Origin of the sequence: Streptomyces sp. NPDC127595, assembly GCF_042671685.1 — a bacterium.
Classification (GTDB): domain Bacteria; phylum Actinomycetota; class Actinomycetes; order Streptomycetales; family Streptomycetaceae; genus Streptomyces.
Map to the genome: position 1 here is coordinate 106,973 of NZ_JBHXWK010000012.1, position 16,950 is coordinate 123,922.

Below are 16,950 nucleotides of genomic sequence, written 5' to 3' on the forward strand. Positions count from 1 at the left end.
GGCAATTGATCGGCTTGTCGTACTTATTCAATCTCGGCCTCATGCGACCTTGGCCGCACTGGCGGTTCATAGCCGCAGATAACTCCAGAAAACGCTCATCAGCGTTGCCGAGACTGAAGGAAGAAGGCGGGCGGAAGATGGCCGTCACCCAGAGGATCGCCGCGGGCGTAGCACTCGCCGCGGCCTGCGCCACGGCGCTCGCCGGTTGTGCGCACGACACCACCGGTTCCAAGGAAGGCGCGCACGGCGCGAAGAAGGCGGCGGGTGCCCCGGCGCCCAAGAGCGCGGTCCGCCTGATCGGCGACGGCTCCACCGCCTACACCGGCGCACAGCCGCATCTGCCGCGGCAGGAGCGGCTGAAGCCCGGGCAGAAGCCCCCGCAGTTCGTGGTCTTCTCGTGGGACGGCGCCGGCGAGGACAGCCAGAAGCTCTTCTCGCACTTCCGGAAGGTCTCCAAGGCCAACAAGGCCACGATGACGTACTTCCTGAGCGGCGTGTACATGCTGCCGGAGGACAAGCGTGACCTCTACAAGCCGCCGCAGCACTCGGCGGGCAGCTCGGAGATCGGCTTCAACGACGAAGCCGGCATCGAGGAGACCGTGAAGCAGCTGCGCGGTGCGTGGCTGGAGGGCAACGAGATCGGCACGCACTTCAACGGCCACTTCTGCGGTGCCGAAGGCGGCGTCGGTGACTGGTCGGTCGCGGACTGGAAGGACGAGATCGCCCAGGCGAAGTCGTTCGTGAAGTCCTGGAAGACCAACACGGGAATGAAGAAGGCGTCCCCGCTGCCCTTCGACTACGACAAGGAACTCATCGGCGCCCGCACGCCCTGCCTGGAAGGGCAGAAGAACTTCATGAAGGCGGCCCGCCAACTGGGCTTCCGCTACGACACCAGCGGCGTCAACGACCAGCTCTGGCCCAAGAAGAAGGAGGGCCTGTGGGACCTGTCGATGCAGCTCGTGCCCTTCCCCGGACACTCCTACGAGCAGCTGACCATGGACTACAACTTCATGGTCAACCAGTCGGGGACCACCACTCAGGGCGATCCCGACAAGCACGAGCTCTGGGGCGACCAGATGCGTGACGGCCTCCTCAAGGGCTTCAACCGCGCCTACGACGGCAACCGCGCGCCGCTGATCATCGGCAACCACTTCGAGTCCTGGAACGGCGGCACGTACATGCGCGCCGTCGAAGAGGTCGTCGAACGCGTCTGCACCAAGTCGGACGTGCGCTGCGTCTCCTTCCGGCAGCTCGCCGACTGGCTCGATGTCCAGGACCCGGCCGCCCTGGACAAGCTCCGCGGACTCAAGGTCGGCGAGACCCCGAAGCAGGGCTGGGCGTCCTTCCTCTCGGGCCGCCCGGCCCCGGCCCCGAAGGGCGTCCCCGGGGCGCCGGCGGTCAAGCCGTAGCGGTCCCGGTTCCCCACGGGCCGGCGGTCAAGCCCAAGCGGCTGCCCGCGGGCCGTCGCTCAAGCCGTAGCCACCAGTCCCTCGCCGAGTACGAAGCCGGGGTCGACCTGCGCTGCCAGGTCGGCCCCGGTCCTTTCGTTGCCCCAACTGTCGGCGTTCTTCAGGTGGAAGTGGACCATCTGACGTGTGTAGCGCTCCCAGTCGCGCAGTTCGTACATGGCGTCGGCGGCGCCCTGCAGCGTGCGCAGGGCGCGGCGGTTGGCGTCCTCCAGGAGCTCGAACCGGGGCGAGCGGCCCTTCTCCATGGAGCGGACCCAGTCCGAGTGCCCGACCGTGACCAGGAGGTCGTCACCGACTTCGGCGCGGAGGAAGTCGATGTCGTCCTGGCCCTGACACTTGTTGCCGACGACCTTCAGGGTGACGCCGAAGTCCCGGGCGTACTCCTTGTACTGGCGATAGACCGAGACGCCCTTCCGGGTCGGCTCGGCGACGAGGAACGTCATGTCGAACCGGGTGAACATGCCGGACGCGAAGGAGTCCGAGCCCGCCGTCATGTCGACGACGATGTACTCGCTCCGGCCGTCGACGAGATGGTTCAGGCAGAGCTCCACTGCACCGGTCTTGGAGTGGTAGCAGGCCACTCCCAAATCGGCCTCGGTGAAGGGGCCGGTGACCATCAAACGGATGGTGCCGCCGTCGAGTTCCACGGGCCGCGCACAGGCGTCGTACACCGGATTGTCCTCGAGCACCCGCAGCAGCCGTGAGCCCTCGCCGGGCGGGGTCGTCTTGATCATCGTCTCGGCGGACGTGATGCGGGCATTGGTGCCGCGCAGGTAATCCTTGATCAGCGGAAGCCGCTCGCCCATCGCGGGCAGCTCGGCGGCGACCGCCTCGTCGAGGCCCAGCGCGGGGCCCAGGTGCTGGTTGATGTCGGCGTCCACCGCGACGACCGGCGCCCCGGAGGCGGCAAGGTGGCGGATGAAGAGCGAGGACAGCGTGGTCTTGCCGCTGCCGCCCTTCCCAACGAAAGCAATTTTCATGTTCACAAAGACTAGTGGGCTGATCGCCCCGGGTGCACCGCTTGCGTGAAGAAGACCACTCCATCGTGGGGCGGGGCGCAGGGGTGCGTAATGTCGTACTCATGAGTACGACAGACGCGACCGCCGATCCGCTCGCGGCCCTGGGTTCGCTGCCCGGGGTGACGGACTCCGTGGAGTCCGTGCGCAAGGCCGTGGACCGGGTCTACGGACACCGGATCATGCGTCGCCGCAGCAACGAGATCACGTCCGAGGCGGCGCTGCGTGGCGCGCGCGGATCCGCGGCGCTGTCCGGCGCCGACTGGGGTCTCGAAGAGGTGCGCCGCCGCACCGACTTCAGCGCGGACCAAGAGGGCCGTACGGTCGGCGCGGCCCTTCGGCTGACCGCCGAGGCGGGCCAACTCCTGTCCATCTGGAGGCAGTCGCCCCTTCGTGTGCTGGCCCGGCTGCATCTGGTGGCGGCGGCGGACAAGGGCGACGAGGTCGGCCGTCCGCGCCGGGACGGCGAGCCGGTGGACGAGCCGCTCATCGAGCTGCCGCTGCCGGACGCCGACGAGGTCGCCGGCCGTCTCGAAGGCCTTTCCCGGCTGATCATCGCGGGCGGCTCGGCACCCGCCCTGGTGACGGCGGCGGTGGTCCACGGCGAACTCCTCGCCCTGCGTCCCTTCGGTTCGCACAACGGCCTGGTAGCACGCGCGGCCGAGCGCATCGTCCTGATCGGCAGCGGCCTCGACCCGAAGTCCGTCTGCCCGGCCGAGGTAGGCCACGGCGAACTGGGACGCGCGGCCTACGCCGCGGCATTGAACGGCTATGCCTCCGGTACTCCGGAGGGGATGGCGGCATGGATCGCCCACTGCGGCAAGGCGGTTGAACTGGGGGCCAGGGAGTCGACGGCCGTCTGCGAGGCGCTTCAGCGCGGGGCGGCGTAGGACTCGGAAAGTCTGAAAAACGACCTCTACGAAGAGGGCGGAAAACTCCCTGAACAGGGTTGCGGCGGTACGAGGATTCGTACCGCCGCTGGCATGTTCACCTGGTTACCAAGCGTCCTCGAATGTTGCCCATCAGGCCGGGAACTGTGGCCCGTTTCCTGGTGCGGCTGGCCCGTAATCGACGGGTCGACGTCGCGTGGGTGCCTGGTGTTCATGCGCGGTCCGTGGGGCCTTGGTTGCGTTTGAAGGTGATCCTCTCGGATGTCCTTGGTCTCGCGGGCCGTTAACCCCTTTGTACTCCAGGTCCTGAGGAAGCGGAACCCCCGGATGCACTTCTTTACTTTTAGGTTCAAACGGGACGGAAACGGGCGGGAGGGTGCTGTCGGCGCACGTGTGACGTGATGGCCGGCGTGATCCGTGACGCGATCACGACACCGTCGTGCGCCGCCGGCTCGCGTACCAGACGAGTCCCGCCGTGGCCGCCGCCGCTCCTATCGCGGCCACCAGGACGAGCGCCGGACGGGGCGGTACGGAGAGCGTGGGCAGTCGCTGCTTCAGCCGGACCGGACGGTTGAAGTCCAGAATCGGCCAGGAGCGCGCGAGGGCCTCGCGCCGCAGCGTGCGGTCCGGATTCACCGCGTGCGGATGGCCGACGGACTCCAGCATCGGCAGGTCGGTCGCCGAGTCGCTGTAGGCGTAGCACCGCGAGAGGTCGTATCCCTCGGACTCGGCCAGTTCCCTGACCGCCTCGGCCTTGGTGGGCCCGTAGGCGTAGTACTCCACCTCTCCGGTGAAGCAGCCGTCCTCGCCCACGACCATGCGGGTCGCCACCACGCGGTCGGCGCCGAGCAGTTCACCGATCGGCTCGACCACCTCCGCACCGGACGTGGACACGATCACAACGTCGCGTCCGGCGGTGTGGTGCTCCTCGATGAGGGACGCGGCCTCGTCGTAGATGATCGGGTCGATCAGGTCGTGCAGGGTCTCGGCGACGATCTCCTTGACCTGCTGGACGTTCCAGCCGCGGCACATCGCGGACAGGTACTTGCGCATCCGCTCCATCTGGTCGTGGTCGGCGCCGCCCGCCAGGAACACGAACTGGGCATATGCGGTACGCAAGGCGGCCCTGCGGTTGATCAGGCCGCCTTGGTAGAACGACTTGCTGAACGTGAGCGTGCTCGACTTCGCAATGACCGTCTTGTCCAGATCAAAGAAGGCTGCTGTGCGAGGCAAGGAGTGGTTTTCCACGAGCAAGAGCATAGGCGCCCACCATTCGGCGTAAGGTGAGGCGCGTGGGTTTGCCTGAGAGGCCTCTCGGGTACACCATGGAAGTCACGGATCGTTCGCGACCGTGCTAACCCGGTCTGGCTCCTCCCCCCCCGAGTCGGACCGTGGGGACGACCCCCGCTCTCCCCCCCGGCGGGGGTCGTCGCATGTCCGGATGCATTTTCTCCCCCCATGCACGGCCCGCAAACCCTGTGCCCGCGGCTGAGGTCGCGGGCTTTCGCATGCCCAAGATCCGTCACCCTGCGTAGCTGTGAGGCTGCTCTGTGGAAGTCGCACAGGCGTCACCGGTAAGGGTGAAGGCGATATTCACAGCCACTCGGTTGTCCACAGAAATCGACCAAGATCCACACGATTTCCAGGATCGCTGCACCGTGATTCCCACGCGCTCCGCTCGCGGCAAGTTCATGGCCGGTTCGGTTTGTTGAGCGTGTTTGGCCGGTTCGTATCGGCCGTTCATATGGAGGCCGGTTGCCGAATCTCCATACGAGCGGGAATCAGCGGGGCCGAAGAGGGCCCCGCGCAGGAAGCAGCGAAGGGGGCTGGAGATCGTGGCGGGAGCCATCACAGACAACCGGCCGCCCGCCGCCGAGGGGCGGCAGGGCGGACCTTTGATCGTCACGGAGGACGCCGTATTACTGGACGATCTGCTGCGCCTGTGCGCCGCGGCGGGCGCCAGGCCGGAGGTCCATCACGGGGTGCCGGAGCGGAGGGGCCGCTGGGAGGCCGCGCCGCTCGTGCTGGTCGGCGACGACGCGGCGCGGCGGGTGCGCGGAGCCGCGCGCAGACGCGGAGTGGTGCTGGTGGGCCGGGATCAGGACGACTCCGGCGTCTGGCGGCGGGCTGTCGAGATCGGGGCCGATCACGTCCTGATGCTGCCCGATGGCGAGCAATGGCTGGTCGACCGCATCGCCGATGTGGCTGAAGGAGTCGGCCGGCCCGCGCTCACCGTCGGTGTCCTCGGCGGGCGTGGCGGGGCCGGAGCGTCCACGCTGGCCTGCGCGCTCGCCGTCACCTCGGCGCGCGAGGGGCGTCGCACCCTGCTCGTGGACGCGGATCCGCTGGGTGGCGGACTCGACGTACTCCTGGGCGGCGAGGCGGCCGAAGGCCTGCGCTGGCCGGCGTTCGCCGCCTCACGCGGCCGGGTCGGCGGCGGCGCCCTGGAAGAGTCCCTGCCCGAACTGCACGCGCTGCGGGTGCTGAGCTGGGATCGCGGCGACTCCGTCGCCATTCCGCCACAGGCCGTACGGGCGGTCCTTGCCGCCGCCAGACGGCGTGGCGGTGCGGTGGTGGTCGACCTGCCACGCCGCATCGACGAAGGCGTCGCCGAGGCCCTCGCCCAGCTCGACCTCGGGCTGCTGGTGGTCCCCGCCGACCTGCGCGCCATCGCGGCGGCCGGACGCGTCGCCTCCTCGGTCGGCATGGTCCTGCGCGACCTCCGGGTCGCGGTTCGCGGGCCGTACGCCCCTGGCCTCGACGACCGCGAGGTGGCACGGCTGCTCGGACTGCCGCTGGTGGGCGAAGTGCCCGCCGAACCACCGCTGTTGGACGGCGGCGTGCCCCCTGGGGGATCGGCGCGGGGCCCGCTCGCCCGGTTCTGCGCGGCCTTCTGGCAGCGGGTTCCGGTGGAAGGCGGGGGCGTATGAGCTGGGACGCCGGTACGGGGATGGAGTGCGGCGCCGGTCTCGGCGGGAGCACGGGTCTGCTGGACGGCGTACGGCAGTGGCTCGCGGAGAGCGGCTCCGAAGCCACTCCCGCGCGCGTGGCACAGGCGCTGCGCGAGCAGGGGCGGGTGCTCGGGGACGCCGAAGTCCTCGGTGCGGCCGAGCAACTGCGCTCCGAACTGGTCGGCAGCGGCCCGCTGGAACCGCTGCTCGCCGACCCGTCCGTCACCGACGTGCTGGTGTCGGCGCCGGACCGGGTGTGGGTGGACCGGGGCGGCGGCCTGGAGCTGACGTCCGTGTCGTTCGCGGACGCGGCGGCGGTACGACGTCTCGCGCAGCGCCTCGCGGCCGTCGCCGGGCGAAGGCTGGACGACGCCCGGCCGTGGGTCGACGCCCGGCTTCCGGACGGCACACGCCTGCACGCGGTACTGCCGCCGGTCGCCGTCGGCTCGACCTGTCTGTCCCTGCGGGTCGTACGGCCACGCGCCTTCACGCTCGACGAGTTGGTGGCGGCCGGGACGGTACCGCCCGGCGGGGACCGGGTGTTGAGAGCGCTGCTCGATGCCCGGTTGTCGTTCCTGGTCAGCGGCGGGACGGGGAGCGGCAAGACGTCACTCCTGAGTGCCCTGCTGGGGCTGGTCGGTCCCGGGGAGCGGATCGTTCTCGCCGAGGACTCGGCGGAGCTGCGGCCCGACCATCCCCATGTGGTGCGCCTGGAGGGGCGGCCCGCAAACCAGGAGGGCGTCGGGCTCGTCGCACTCCAGGATCTGGTTCGGCAGGCCCTGCGGATGAGACCGGACCGGCTGGTCGTCGGCGAGGTGCGGGGGCCGGAGGTCGTGTCCTTGCTGGCCGCGCTGAACACCGGTCACGAGGGCGGCTGCGGGACGGTGCACGCGAACGCGGCGGCGCAGGTGCCGGCCCGCCTGGAGGCGCTGGGCACGGCAGCCGGGCTCGACCGGGCCGCGCTGCACAGCCAGTTGGCGGCGGCGTTGTCGGTGGTCCTGCATCTCGTACGGGACCGGGCCGGGCGGCGCCGGATCGCCGAGGTGCATGTGCTGGAGCGGGACCCGTCCGGGCTGGTGGTGACGGTGCCCGCGCTGCGGTGGGGCGCGGAGGCCTTCGTGTACGAGCGGGGGTGGGAGCGGCTGCAGGAGTTGCTTCGGGATGGGAGCGAGGGGCGGCAGTGAGGGCTCGATGTCGGGACGGGCGCAGTCGGGACAGGAACGGGGAGTGGGATGGCGATCGGTGAGATGTCCGGGGTGTCGTTCGGGGCGGCCATGGCGTGTGCCGGGGCTGCGGCCTGGCTGACGGGCGGGTGGGACTCGGGGGCGCGAAGGGCGCGGCTGCTGTTGGCGGACGGCGGAGTGGTGGGGCCCGATCCGCCGCCTTGGGAAAGGGCGCTCGTCGGATGGCGGCGACTGCGTGGGCGGTTGCGGGTCGAGGGGTGGTCGCTGGTCGCCGGCCTGGTGATCGCGCTGATCGGTACGTCCGTGGTGCCGCTGATCCTGGGCGTGGCCGGAGTACCGCTGCTCGGGAGGGTGCGGAGGGCCGCGGAGTCTCGGCGGGAGCTGGAGCGCCGGGGAGATGCGGTGATCGGGCTGTGCGGGGCGCTCGCCGGGGAGGTGCGGGCCGGGAGGCAGCCGGGTGAGGCGCTGCTCCGGGCGGCGCGCGAATCGCCGGGGCTCGGTGAGGCGCAGGCGGTGGTGCTGGCGGCGGCGCGGTTCGGCGGGGATGTGCCGGGCGCACTCACCGACGCCGCACGGCAGCCGGGGGCCGAGGGGCTGGTGGGGCTCGCCGCGTGTTGGCGCGTGGCCGTGGACCGGGGCGCGGGGCTTGCCGCGGGGCTCGACTGGCTGGAGGGGGCATTGCGTGCCGAGAGAGACCAAAGGGCTGATCTGCGGGCCCAGTTGGCCGGCTCGCGGTCCACGGCGGTGATGCTCGCGGGGCTGCCGGTCCTGGGGCTCCTGCTCGGTACCGCCTTGGGCGCCGACCCGCTGCACGTGCTGCTGCACACCGGCCCCGGCCTGGCCTGCCTACTGATCGGCGGGGTGCTGGAGGGCGTGGGGCTGTGGTGGGCGCTGCGGATCGTACGAGGAGCGGAGGCCGTATGAGCACGGAAGTTGTCCACAGGCTGGGGGTGGCCGTGTGCGGAGTGCTGGCCTTCGGCTGGCTTGCGCGGTCGCTCTGGGCGGCGCGGCGCGAACGGCGGGTGCGTCGGAGGCTGGCCGAGTTGCTGGCCCTGGAGGCGGCGTCGAGTGCGCGGCGTTTCGAGCTGGGAGGTGGGGGGCGGAAGTGGCTGCCCGTGGTGGGTGCCCTGTGCGCCGGATGGGTGCTGGTCGGGGGCCTCGTCGGGGCCCTGGTGGGTCTGGCGGCCGGGTTCGGGGTCTGGCGGTGGCGGCAGCGGCGGGGACCTGGCCCTGCGGAGGAGTACGACAGGGCGCGCGCGGCGCGACAACTGCCGCTTGCCGCTGATCTGTTGGCGGCGTGCATCGCGGCGGGCGCAGGCCCCGTGGTGGCCGCTCAGGCCGTGGGCGAGGCGCTGGGAGGACCGGTGGGGGAGCGGCTCGCACGAGGTGCGGCCGAGGTGCGCCTCGGGGGTGAACCGGTCGCGGCGTGGCGGAGGTTGGCGTCGATACCGGGGGCCGGGCCGCTGGCACGGCTCCTGGAGCGCGCGGGTGAGTCGGGCGTACCGGCGGCCGTGCCCGTCGGGCGCCTTGCCGCTGAGGCCCGCGCCGAGTGGGGGCGTACCGCCACGGCACGGGCGCGTCGGGCGGCCGTCATGGTCACGGCGCCGGTGGGGCTGTGCTTCCTGCCCGCGTTCCTTGCGATCGGTGTGCTGCCTGTGGTGATCGGACTGGCGGGCGGGCTGTTGGGAGGGGGTGATGGATGACGGGAGACCAGTCACGGGTGACGGCTGACGGTGTGCGGTGAGCGACAAATGACCAATGGGCTTGGACCTTACGGGGGTTGAGATGGGCAAGGCAGTACGCGTACAGGTGCGGATGCGGGCATGGCTTCTCGGGCTGGAGCGGAGGGACGCGGGAATGGTCACCTCCGAGTACGCGGTGGGGATCATCGCGGCGGTCGCCTTCGCCGCCGCGCTCTACAAGGTGCTGACGAGCGGGCAGGTCAGCGCGGAGTTGCAGGGCATCGTGGAACGGGCGCTCAATGTCCAGATGTGAACGGCGGACGAGGGCGCAGCGGGTTGCGTCGGTGGTGAGGGGGCCGGTTCGGGCCGGAAGGGCGGTCCGCGGTCCGCGCCGCTGCCGGGACTGGGGCTGGGATTGGGACCGGGATCGGGATCGGGGATTCGTGACCGCGGAGGCAGCCGTGGTGCTGCCCGCCTTGGTGCTGGTCGCGATGTCGCTGGTGTGGGCGCTGCTGGCTGCCTCCGCGCAGATCCAGTGCCAGGACGCGGCGAGGGCGGGCGCCCGTGCGGCGGCCCGCCAGGACTCGCCCGACGCGGTCCTGACGACGACGCGCCGCGCGGCGCCTCGGGGAGCGCGGGTCGAGGTGAGCCGGGAGGGCGATCTCGTCCGGGTAACGGTCACGGCGAGTGCCCCGGGTCCAGACGCGCTGACTCTGGAGCTGAGCGACGAGGCGGTCGCTTTGGCGGAGGAGACGGTGGGGGTGAGCGGGGGATGACGGGAGGTGGCGGGGCCGCGGGCTTGGAGCGGCCAGGGGAGAGTTCGCGGGATGGGCGCGTCAGCTGGTTGCATCCGTCGGGCACGGCAGACAGGTTGACCGCGTTGCGCAGGCCCGGCATACCGGCTGGGTCGGACAGAGGGTCGGCGACCGTCTGGTCGGTCGGGGTGATCGCCGTGCTGTGTGTGGTGTTCGGGGTGGTGCTGGCCATGGGGCAGGTCGTCCTGGTCCGTCACCGGGCGGCGGGCGCGGCCGACTTGGCCGCGCTCGCGGCGGCGGACCACTGGATGGACGGCTCAACGGCCGCCTGCGGCGAGGCGGACCGAGTGGCACGGGCCCAGCACGCGCGGCTCGTCCGGTGCGCGCTGGGCGGTGAGATCTCGGACGTCACGGCGGCGTCGGGCCGGGGGCCCTTCGCCGCGGAGGTGAGGTCGAGGGCGGGGCCCGCGGGGCCGGTGGGACCCGCGCAGCCGGCGGAGGTCTCCGGACCAGTTCGGCGCGGCCTTCCGCAGAGCAGACCCGGGGGTGTCGGCTATCTCGGTGATCCCGGTGGCCTGGCCCGCTCGCCGAATGTCGATCGCGAGTAGGGGGTCATGGACGGCTGGCATGACGCCCGTCATGAACTGCCCGATGCGGAGGAGGCGTTCGTCCGATTGCTGATACCCGCCTCGATGCGGGGCGGGCACCCGCCCCGCATCGACAAGGAGCTCCGCGCTCTACCTCGGACCTCTACAAGCGGCACGACATCGTGAAACGGTGCCACGACCGCCACGACCGCCTCGACCGCCTCGACCGCCTCGACCGTTTCAACCGGCTCAACCGGCTCAACCGCCTCAACCGCCTCAAGCGGCCCCGGTGTTAGCCGCCCCCGTCCGGCGGACATGCAGCACGCTGCCGTCCAGGGGGAGCGGTGCCCGGCCCACCAGGGCGAGCCCCGCGTCGGCGAACAGTCGGGCGTAGTGGTCGGCTCGGCGTTCGCGGCCGCCGACGTTGCACATCATGTGCAGGTCCCAGGCCGTGGCCAGGGAGGCCGAGCCGTCGGCGGGCAGGACGCGTTCGACGACGAGGAGATCGGCGGTTTCGGGCATTGCGCGGGCGCAGTGGCGCAGGATCTCGAGGCAGCGGTCGTCGTCCCAGTCGTGCAGGACGCGGGACAGGACGTAGACGTCGCCGCCCTCGGGTACGTCCGCGAAGTCGCCCACCCGGAAGGTGCACCGCGCCGCGTGGCCGGCCGCGCCGAGGAGGCGGCGGGCGGTTTCGACGGTGTGCGGGCGCTCCAACAGGAGGCCGTTGAGGCGGGGGTGTGCGGAAAGGATTCGTCCGAGCAGTTCGCCGTTGCCACCCGCGATGTCGACCACGGTGGCTCCTTCGGCCGCCGCGGTGAGGACCGGGTGGGCGGGCAGCGGGTCGAACATCCGTGAACCGGCGGCCATCGACTGGTCGAAGAGTTCGGCGAGTTCGGGATCGCGGGCGAAGTGGTCGAAGTGGTTCTCGCCGAAGCGCTGCTCGAAGGCGACCTGTCCGGTGCGGACGGTGTGCCCGAGGCCGGCGAAGGACTCGTAGAACGGTCCCCCGTACATCAGGGCCAGTGACCGCATCGACCCTTCGGCGTCCGCGCGCAGCAGGGTGCCGGTGTCCGTGAGCCGGAAACCGTCGCGGTGCTCGCTCACCACGCCGAGCATGGTGAGGTAGCGCAGCAGGGTGGCCAGGTTCGGCGCGAGCGCACCGACGTGCCGCGCCAGGTCCGCCACGCCGACGCCCCGTTCCTCGTCCATCGCGTCGGCCACCTCAAGACGCGCGAACGCGGCCAGGGCCTGTGTCGTCCACGCTCCGGTCAGCAGGCGCAGCAAGGTTTCCGCGGGCTGCCGCCTGCGGTGCTCGTCGAGGTGGGCGGCGAGGACGTCGCGGTGGTCGCCGGGGACGTACAGCTCCACGCGCCCGTAGCCGGCCTTGGTCTCGGCGGGGGCGGTGAAGTACAGCACCGTGCCGTTCTCATGGGGGTTGTAGCCGCCGCCGTCGGGGGTGGCGCCGTACCGTCCGAAGACCGCGCACAGGCCGCGCAGCACCAGCGGGTCCGGTGCCTCGACCTCGAAGGCGACATGGGCCTCGTGCTGACGCGCCCGCTCGTGCGCGGCGACCGTGTCGAGGTCCGAGCCCGGCGGCACGGTCAGCGCGAACACCTCGACCATGCGCCGCACCCCGTCCAGGCAGTCGACCGGGGGGCGCAGGATGCCGACGTCGAGCTCCGCCGCAGGCCGCTTGTGCCGTACGGCGAGACGCTCGCGCACGACGACGCTCGGCCGTGGCGGCGCGTCCGCGACGAGCCCGCAGTCGGCGAGCGTGGCGTCCAGCGCCGCCTCGTCGGCCGGGAAGACGAGCAGTGCCGCGTGCGAGAAGTCGCAGCGTTCCACCAGGGCCCGCAGCTCCGGGCCGTCGAGCCCGGGAAGCAGGAGCGGGAGCAGCGCGGCGGTGTCCTGTTCCTTGACGAAGTCGACCGTCGCGCGCAGGCGGGACGTATCGCCCGACAATGCCGTGATCATCGCGGGGGGATCCTCATTCCGGGGTTCGGATGCACGCGTGCATACGGTGGACGCGTGCATACGGATGGACGCATACGGATGTACGCGGGGGCGGAGTTGGGCGGGGTGACGGGCTGTACGCCGACGTGGTGCTCGGCCTGTACGCCGACGCAGTGGTCGGCCTGTACGCCGACGTAGTGCTCGGCCTATACGCCGACGTAGTGCTCGGCGAACCAGTCCTGGTGGCTGCGCGAGGTGCGCAGTGAGGTGAGGCGGGAGCGGCGCAGGGAGTTGTGGAACAGCGACTCGCCGTCCGCGCCGGACGGGCCGTGCAGCAGCCCGATCATCCAGTGCGAGAACTCCTGCGCACGCCAGATGTGCGTCAGACACTGCGATGAGTAGGCGTCGAGGCCGTTTGAGTCCCCGATGGTCAGGTCGTCGGTCAGGGCGTCGGCCAGGACCGCCGCTTCGAGGACCGCGAGGTTGGCGCCCTTCGCGGCGGACGGGCTGATCAGACCGGCGGCGTCGCCCGCGAGGAACAGCGCGCCGTGGCGCAGCGGTTCGAGCACGTCGGACTCCAGGTCGACGACGGAACGCTGCACGACGCGTCCGCGGCGCAGCGGGCCGTACTCCCGCGCCCGCATCCGCAGCTCCAGCTCGTCCCAGATGCGCTCCTCGGACCAGGCGTCGGCCGGGGTGCCGCGCTCGCACTGCAGGTAGTAGCGGGTGACCTCGCTGGTGCGGGCCATGTGCCCGGCGAACCCGCGCCCGTGCACCGCGTACCCGACGGCGTCCAGGCTGGGCGGTGCCTCGGCGAGCAGGCCGAGCCAGGTCACGCCGTGATCGCGGTGGTGGCGGACCGCGCCGGCCGGCAGCGAACGCCGTGCCGCGCCGTGCCGCCCGTCGCACCCGGCCACGTACCGCGCCCGCCACAGGCCGGGCCGCCCGTCGGCCTCGCGCACGGCCACCTCGGGCCGCTCGCTGTCGGCGTCGCGCACGGCCACGGCCTCGGTGCCGAAACGAATCTGCCCGCCGCGTTCCAGGAACCGGGTCAACAGGTCCGTCACCAGCTCCTGTTGGGGGTAGACGGTGTGCCGTTCACCCTGCCCGAGCCCGCTGTAGTCCAGCCGGAACCGGCCGTCCTCGGTACGGAACTCGCAGGTGCTGTGGGTCTGCCCGTGCCGCCGCAGCCCTTCGGCGAGACCGTGCCGTTCCAGGATCCGCACGGTGTTGGCGGCCAGGAACCCGGCGCGTGCCCGCGTCTGCACATGCGTGCGCTCGGCCCGCTCCAGGACGACGCAGTCGATCCCCCGGTCCACCAGGATGTTGCCGAGCACGAGCCCGGCCGGCCCCGCACCGAGGACGACCACATCGGTCACGTGCTCGGCTGGTCGCCGCCGATTCTTCCCGTCTGTCACGGGACCAGATAGTAAGTGGCCGAAAATCGATGTTCGTACCGAAATCACCTGAATGCGCGACCGGAACGGCAAAGAGATCACCGCGCCGGACAGGCTCGGGGCCCTGGCACCGTCAACAACCTCCCCGGACAGAGCGCCTAGACCTCCGGCGCCTCCCGCAGCAGTTCCGTGAGCAGGCGCACAGCGCCCCGTTTGTGCAGGGGGTCATTCCCGTTTCCGCACTTGGGGGACTGGATGCAGGACGGGCAGCCGGCCTCGCACTCGCAGGAGGCGATGGCCTGACGGGTGGCCGTGAGCCAGGCACGGGCGGTGTGGAAGGCGCGCTCCGCGAAGCCCGCCCCGCCCGGGTGGCCGTCGTACACGAAGACCGTGGGCAGCAGGGTGTCCGGGTGCAGCGGGACGGAGACGCCGCCGATGTCCCAGCGGTCGCAGGTGGCGAAGAGCGGCAGCATGCCGATGGAGGCGTGCTCGGCGGCGTGCAGGGCGCCGCCGAGGATCTCCGGGTTGATCCGGGCCGCGTCCAGCTGGTCCTCGGTGACCGTCCACCACACGGCGCGGGTTCGCAGCGTACGAGGAGGGAGGTCGAGCTTCGTCTCGCCCAGGACCTCGCCGGTGATGACACGTCGGCGCAGGAAGGAGACGACCTGGTTGGTGACTTCGACGGAGCCGAAGCACAACCGGCCCTGGCCCCAGGGGATTTCGACGTCCGTCTCCAGGACGGAGATGGCTGTGGTGTCGCGGGCGACCGTCGAATACGGCGGGTTGGCCTCCTCGACCAGCGCGACGGAGTCCTCCAGGTCCAGCTTGCGCACCAGGTAGGTGCGGCCCTGGTGCAGGTGGACCGCGCCCTCGTGGACCGTCGTGTGCGAGGCGCCGGCGTCGACCGTGCCGAGCAGCCGGCCGGTTCCGGCCTCGACGATCTGTATGGGGCTGCCGCCCTCTCCACGGATGTCGGCGAGGTCCGCGGCCCGCTCCCGGCGCGTCCAGTGCCAGGCCCTCGTCCGGCGCCGCAGCAGCTTCGCGGCCTCCAGCTGGGGCAGCAGACCGGCGGCCGCCGGGCCGAAGAGTTTCAAGTCGTCGTCCGTGAGCGGGATCTCGGCGGCGGCCGCGCACAGGTGCGGGGCGAGGACGTACGGATTGTCGGGGTCGAGGACGGTGGACTCCACCGGCTGGTCGAAGAGCGCCTCGGGATGGTGCACGAGGAAGGTGTCCAGCGGGTCGTCGCGGGCGACGAGGATCGCCAGCGCGCCCTGCCCCGAACGCCCGGCGCGGCCCGCCTGCTGCCACAGGGAGGCCCGGGTGCCCGGATAGCCCGCGATGACGACCGCGTCGAGGCCGGAGATGTCGATGCCGAGTTCGAGGGCGGTGGTGGCGGCGAGGCCGAGGAGTTCGCCGGAGTGCAGGGCGCGTTCGAGGGCGCGGCGTTCCTCCGGGAGGTAGCCGCCGCGGTAGGCGGCCACGCGCCGGGCCAGTGAGCGGTCGATCTCGGCGAGGCGTTCCTGGGCGATCACCGCGATCAGCTCGGCGCCGCGGCGGGAACGTACGAACGCGATCGACCGCATGCCCTGGACGGTGAGATCGGTGAGGAGGTCCGCGGTCTCGGCGGTGGCGGTACGGCGGACGGGGGCGCCCTTTTCGCCGTGCAGCTCGGTGAGCGGGGGCTCCCAGAGGGCGAAGACCAGCTCGCCGCGCGGGGAGGCGTCGTCGGCGACCTCGACGACCGGCAGGCCCGTCAGACGGCGCGCGGCGACCGAGGGCTCGGCGGCGGTCGCGGAGGCCAGCAGGAAGACGGGAGAGGCGCCGTAGTGGGCGCACAGCCGGCGCAGGCGGCGCAGGACCTGGGCGACATGGGAGCCGAAGACACCGCGGTAGGTGTGGCACTCGTCGATGACGACATAGCGCAGGGCTCGGAGGAAGGAGGACCAGCGGGGGTGGGAGGGCAGTATGCCGCGGTGCAGCATGTCGGGGTTGGTCAGGACGTAGTTGGCGTACTGGCGGACCCACTCGCGTTCCTCGAAGGGCGTGTCCCCGTCGTAGACGGCTGGGCGGACTGCGTTCCCCAGAGGTTGTGAAAGTTCCTTCACAGATCGGCGCTGATCTGCGGCGAGGGCCTTGGTCGGGGCGAGGTAGAGAGTGGTCGCGCCGCGGCCGTTCGGGGCCTCGGAGCCGTCCAGGAGGGCGGAGAGGACCGGCACGAGATAAGCCAGGGACTTGCCCGAGGCCGTGCCCGTGGCGACGATCACCGACTCGCCGTCCAAGGCGTGTTCGGCGGCCAGTGCCTGGTGGGACCAGGGGTGTTCGATGCCCGCGGCCTGCACGGCGGCGATGACCTCCGAGCGGATCCGGTCGGGCCAGACGGCATGGCGGCCCGCACGAGGGGGCAAGTGCTCCGTATGAGTGATGCGCGAAGCCCGGCTCGGCCCCGAGGCGAGCCGGTCCAGGACCGTGCTCGGCGAGGGTCGGGAAGCGGTGTCCGTCGAGGGTCGATCGGATCGGTGATTCTTGGCCATCGGCATCGAGTGTGTCACCGGCATGACGGACAATGGAGCCAAGGCGTCGTGCACGCCTGCCGGTAAGTGATTGAATGCCATCGCGGCTGGCGAACCGTCCCGGGGGCTCCGCCGAGGTGTCCCGTGGGGCGACCGCTCGATAGCAAGGTGCTGGAGGATTCGTGGACCTGTCTCTGTCGACTCGCAGTGTGTCCGGCCCTAACGGCGACCGTACGGTCGTCGAGGTCGGTGGCGAAATCGATGTATATACCGCGCCCAAGCTGCGCGAGCAGCTGGTCGAGCTGGTGAACGACGGCAGTTTCCACCTCGTCGTCGACATGGAGGGCGTGGACTTCCTCGACTCCACCGGGCTCGGCGTCCTGGTGGGCGGTCTGAAGCGTGTGCGCGCCCACGAGGGCTCGCTGCGCCTGGTCTGCAACCAGGAGCGCATTCTGAAGATCTTCCGTATCACCGGCCTCACCAAGGTGTTCCCGATCCACACCTCGGTCGAGGAAGCGGTGAACGCCACCGACTGACCCGTCCGCGGCCGCGAGCC

At 71.2% G+C, this 16,950-nt stretch carries 15 protein-coding genes; 10 read left to right on the plus strand and 5 right to left on the minus strand.

The features are described 5' to 3' along the window. Positions 1–137: 137 nt before the first annotated feature. Positions 138–1,409 (plus strand): hypothetical protein, encoded by a 1,272-nt coding sequence (locus ACFVKT_RS32005; RefSeq protein ID WP_385738040.1) that lies wholly within the window; start codon positions 138–140, stop codon positions 1,407–1,409. Between the two features lie 59 nt (positions 1,410–1,468). Here the strand turns inward: ACFVKT_RS32005 and ACFVKT_RS32010 are convergent, their stop codons facing one another. Continuing rightward, positions 1,469–2,449 (minus strand): ATP-binding protein, encoded by a 981-nt coding sequence (locus ACFVKT_RS32010; protein ID WP_385738042.1) that lies wholly within the window; start codon positions 2,447–2,449, stop codon positions 1,469–1,471. A 101-nt stretch (positions 2,450–2,550) separates the two neighbouring features. On the opposite strand from ACFVKT_RS32010, the gene ACFVKT_RS32015 reads away from it, so the two are divergent. After that, entirely contained in the window at positions 2,551–3,375 is an 825-nt protein-coding gene (locus tag ACFVKT_RS32015; protein WP_385738044.1) for an oxidoreductase, read from the plus strand. Positions 3,376–3,801: 426 nt separating this feature from the next. Here the strand turns inward: ACFVKT_RS32015 and ACFVKT_RS32020 are convergent, their stop codons facing one another. Continuing rightward, positions 3,802–4,635 (minus strand): HAD family hydrolase, encoded by an 834-nt coding sequence (locus ACFVKT_RS32020; protein WP_385738045.1) that lies wholly within the window; start codon positions 4,633–4,635, stop codon positions 3,802–3,804. 575 nt (positions 4,636–5,210) lie between these two features. Between ACFVKT_RS32020 and ssd the strand changes: the two genes are divergently transcribed. From ssd to ACFVKT_RS32055, 7 genes are all read left to right on the plus strand, one after another. Then, complete coding sequence (gene ssd / locus ACFVKT_RS32025) at positions 5,211–6,305, plus strand: septum site-determining protein Ssd (protein ID WP_385738047.1); 1,095 nt, start codon at positions 5,211–5,213, stop codon at positions 6,303–6,305. Continuing rightward, positions 6,302–7,510: a TadA family conjugal transfer-associated ATPase gene (locus tag ACFVKT_RS32030; RefSeq protein ID WP_385738049.1), complete on the plus strand. Its 1,209-nt coding sequence runs from the start codon at positions 6,302–6,304 to the stop codon at positions 7,508–7,510. The genes ssd and ACFVKT_RS32030 overlap by 4 nt, the downstream gene beginning before the upstream one ends. A gap of 48 nt (positions 7,511–7,558) precedes the next feature. After that, positions 7,559–8,434: a type II secretion system F family protein gene (locus tag ACFVKT_RS32035; protein ID WP_385738051.1), complete on the plus strand. Its 876-nt coding sequence runs from the start codon at positions 7,559–7,561 to the stop codon at positions 8,432–8,434. Then, complete coding sequence (locus tag ACFVKT_RS32040) at positions 8,431–9,213, plus strand: type II secretion system F family protein (RefSeq protein ID WP_385738053.1); 783 nt, start codon at positions 8,431–8,433, stop codon at positions 9,211–9,213. The genes ACFVKT_RS32035 and ACFVKT_RS32040 overlap by 4 nt, the downstream gene beginning before the upstream one ends. Before the next feature lie 82 nt (positions 9,214–9,295). Next, positions 9,296–9,505 carry a DUF4244 domain-containing protein gene (locus ACFVKT_RS32045; RefSeq protein ID WP_385738055.1) on the plus strand — a complete coding sequence of 70 codons (210 nt, stop codon included), beginning with the start codon at positions 9,296–9,298 and terminating at the stop codon, positions 9,503–9,505. Beyond that, positions 9,492–9,968, plus strand: coding sequence for a TadE family type IV pilus minor pilin (locus ACFVKT_RS32050; RefSeq protein WP_385738056.1), 477 nt, complete (start codon positions 9,492–9,494; stop codon positions 9,966–9,968). The genes ACFVKT_RS32045 and ACFVKT_RS32050 overlap by 14 nt, the downstream gene beginning before the upstream one ends. A gap of 95 nt (positions 9,969–10,063) precedes the next feature. Continuing rightward, positions 10,064–10,555 (plus strand): Rv3654c family TadE-like protein, encoded by a 492-nt coding sequence (locus tag ACFVKT_RS32055; RefSeq protein ID WP_385738058.1) that lies wholly within the window; start codon positions 10,064–10,066, stop codon positions 10,553–10,555. 255 nt (positions 10,556–10,810) lie between these two features. On the opposite strand, the gene ACFVKT_RS32060 is transcribed toward ACFVKT_RS32055, so the two are convergent. The 3 genes from ACFVKT_RS32060 to ACFVKT_RS32070 all read right to left on the minus strand — a co-directional run bounded on the left by ACFVKT_RS32060 (position 10,811) and on the right by ACFVKT_RS32070 (position 16,496). Continuing rightward, positions 10,811–12,508, minus strand: coding sequence for a methyltransferase (locus tag ACFVKT_RS32060; protein ID WP_385738060.1), 1,698 nt, complete (start codon positions 12,506–12,508; stop codon positions 10,811–10,813). 185 nt (positions 12,509–12,693) lie between these two features. Then, positions 12,694–13,857: a 4-hydroxybenzoate 3-monooxygenase gene (locus ACFVKT_RS32065; RefSeq protein WP_385738289.1), complete on the minus strand. Its 1,164-nt coding sequence runs from the start codon at positions 13,855–13,857 to the stop codon at positions 12,694–12,696. A gap of 185 nt (positions 13,858–14,042) precedes the next feature. Further along, positions 14,043–16,496, minus strand: coding sequence for a DEAD/DEAH box helicase (locus tag ACFVKT_RS32070; RefSeq protein WP_385738062.1), 2,454 nt, complete (start codon positions 16,494–16,496; stop codon positions 14,043–14,045). Positions 16,497–16,576: 80 nt separating this feature from the next. Here ACFVKT_RS32070 and bldG point away from each other — a divergent pair, with 80 nt between their 5' ends. Further along, positions 16,577–16,930, plus strand: a complete 354-nt coding sequence (bldG, locus tag ACFVKT_RS32075) for an anti-sigma factor antagonist BldG (protein WP_266457251.1) — start codon at positions 16,577–16,579, stop codon at positions 16,928–16,930. The last annotated feature ends 20 nt before the right edge of the window (positions 16,931–16,950 follow it).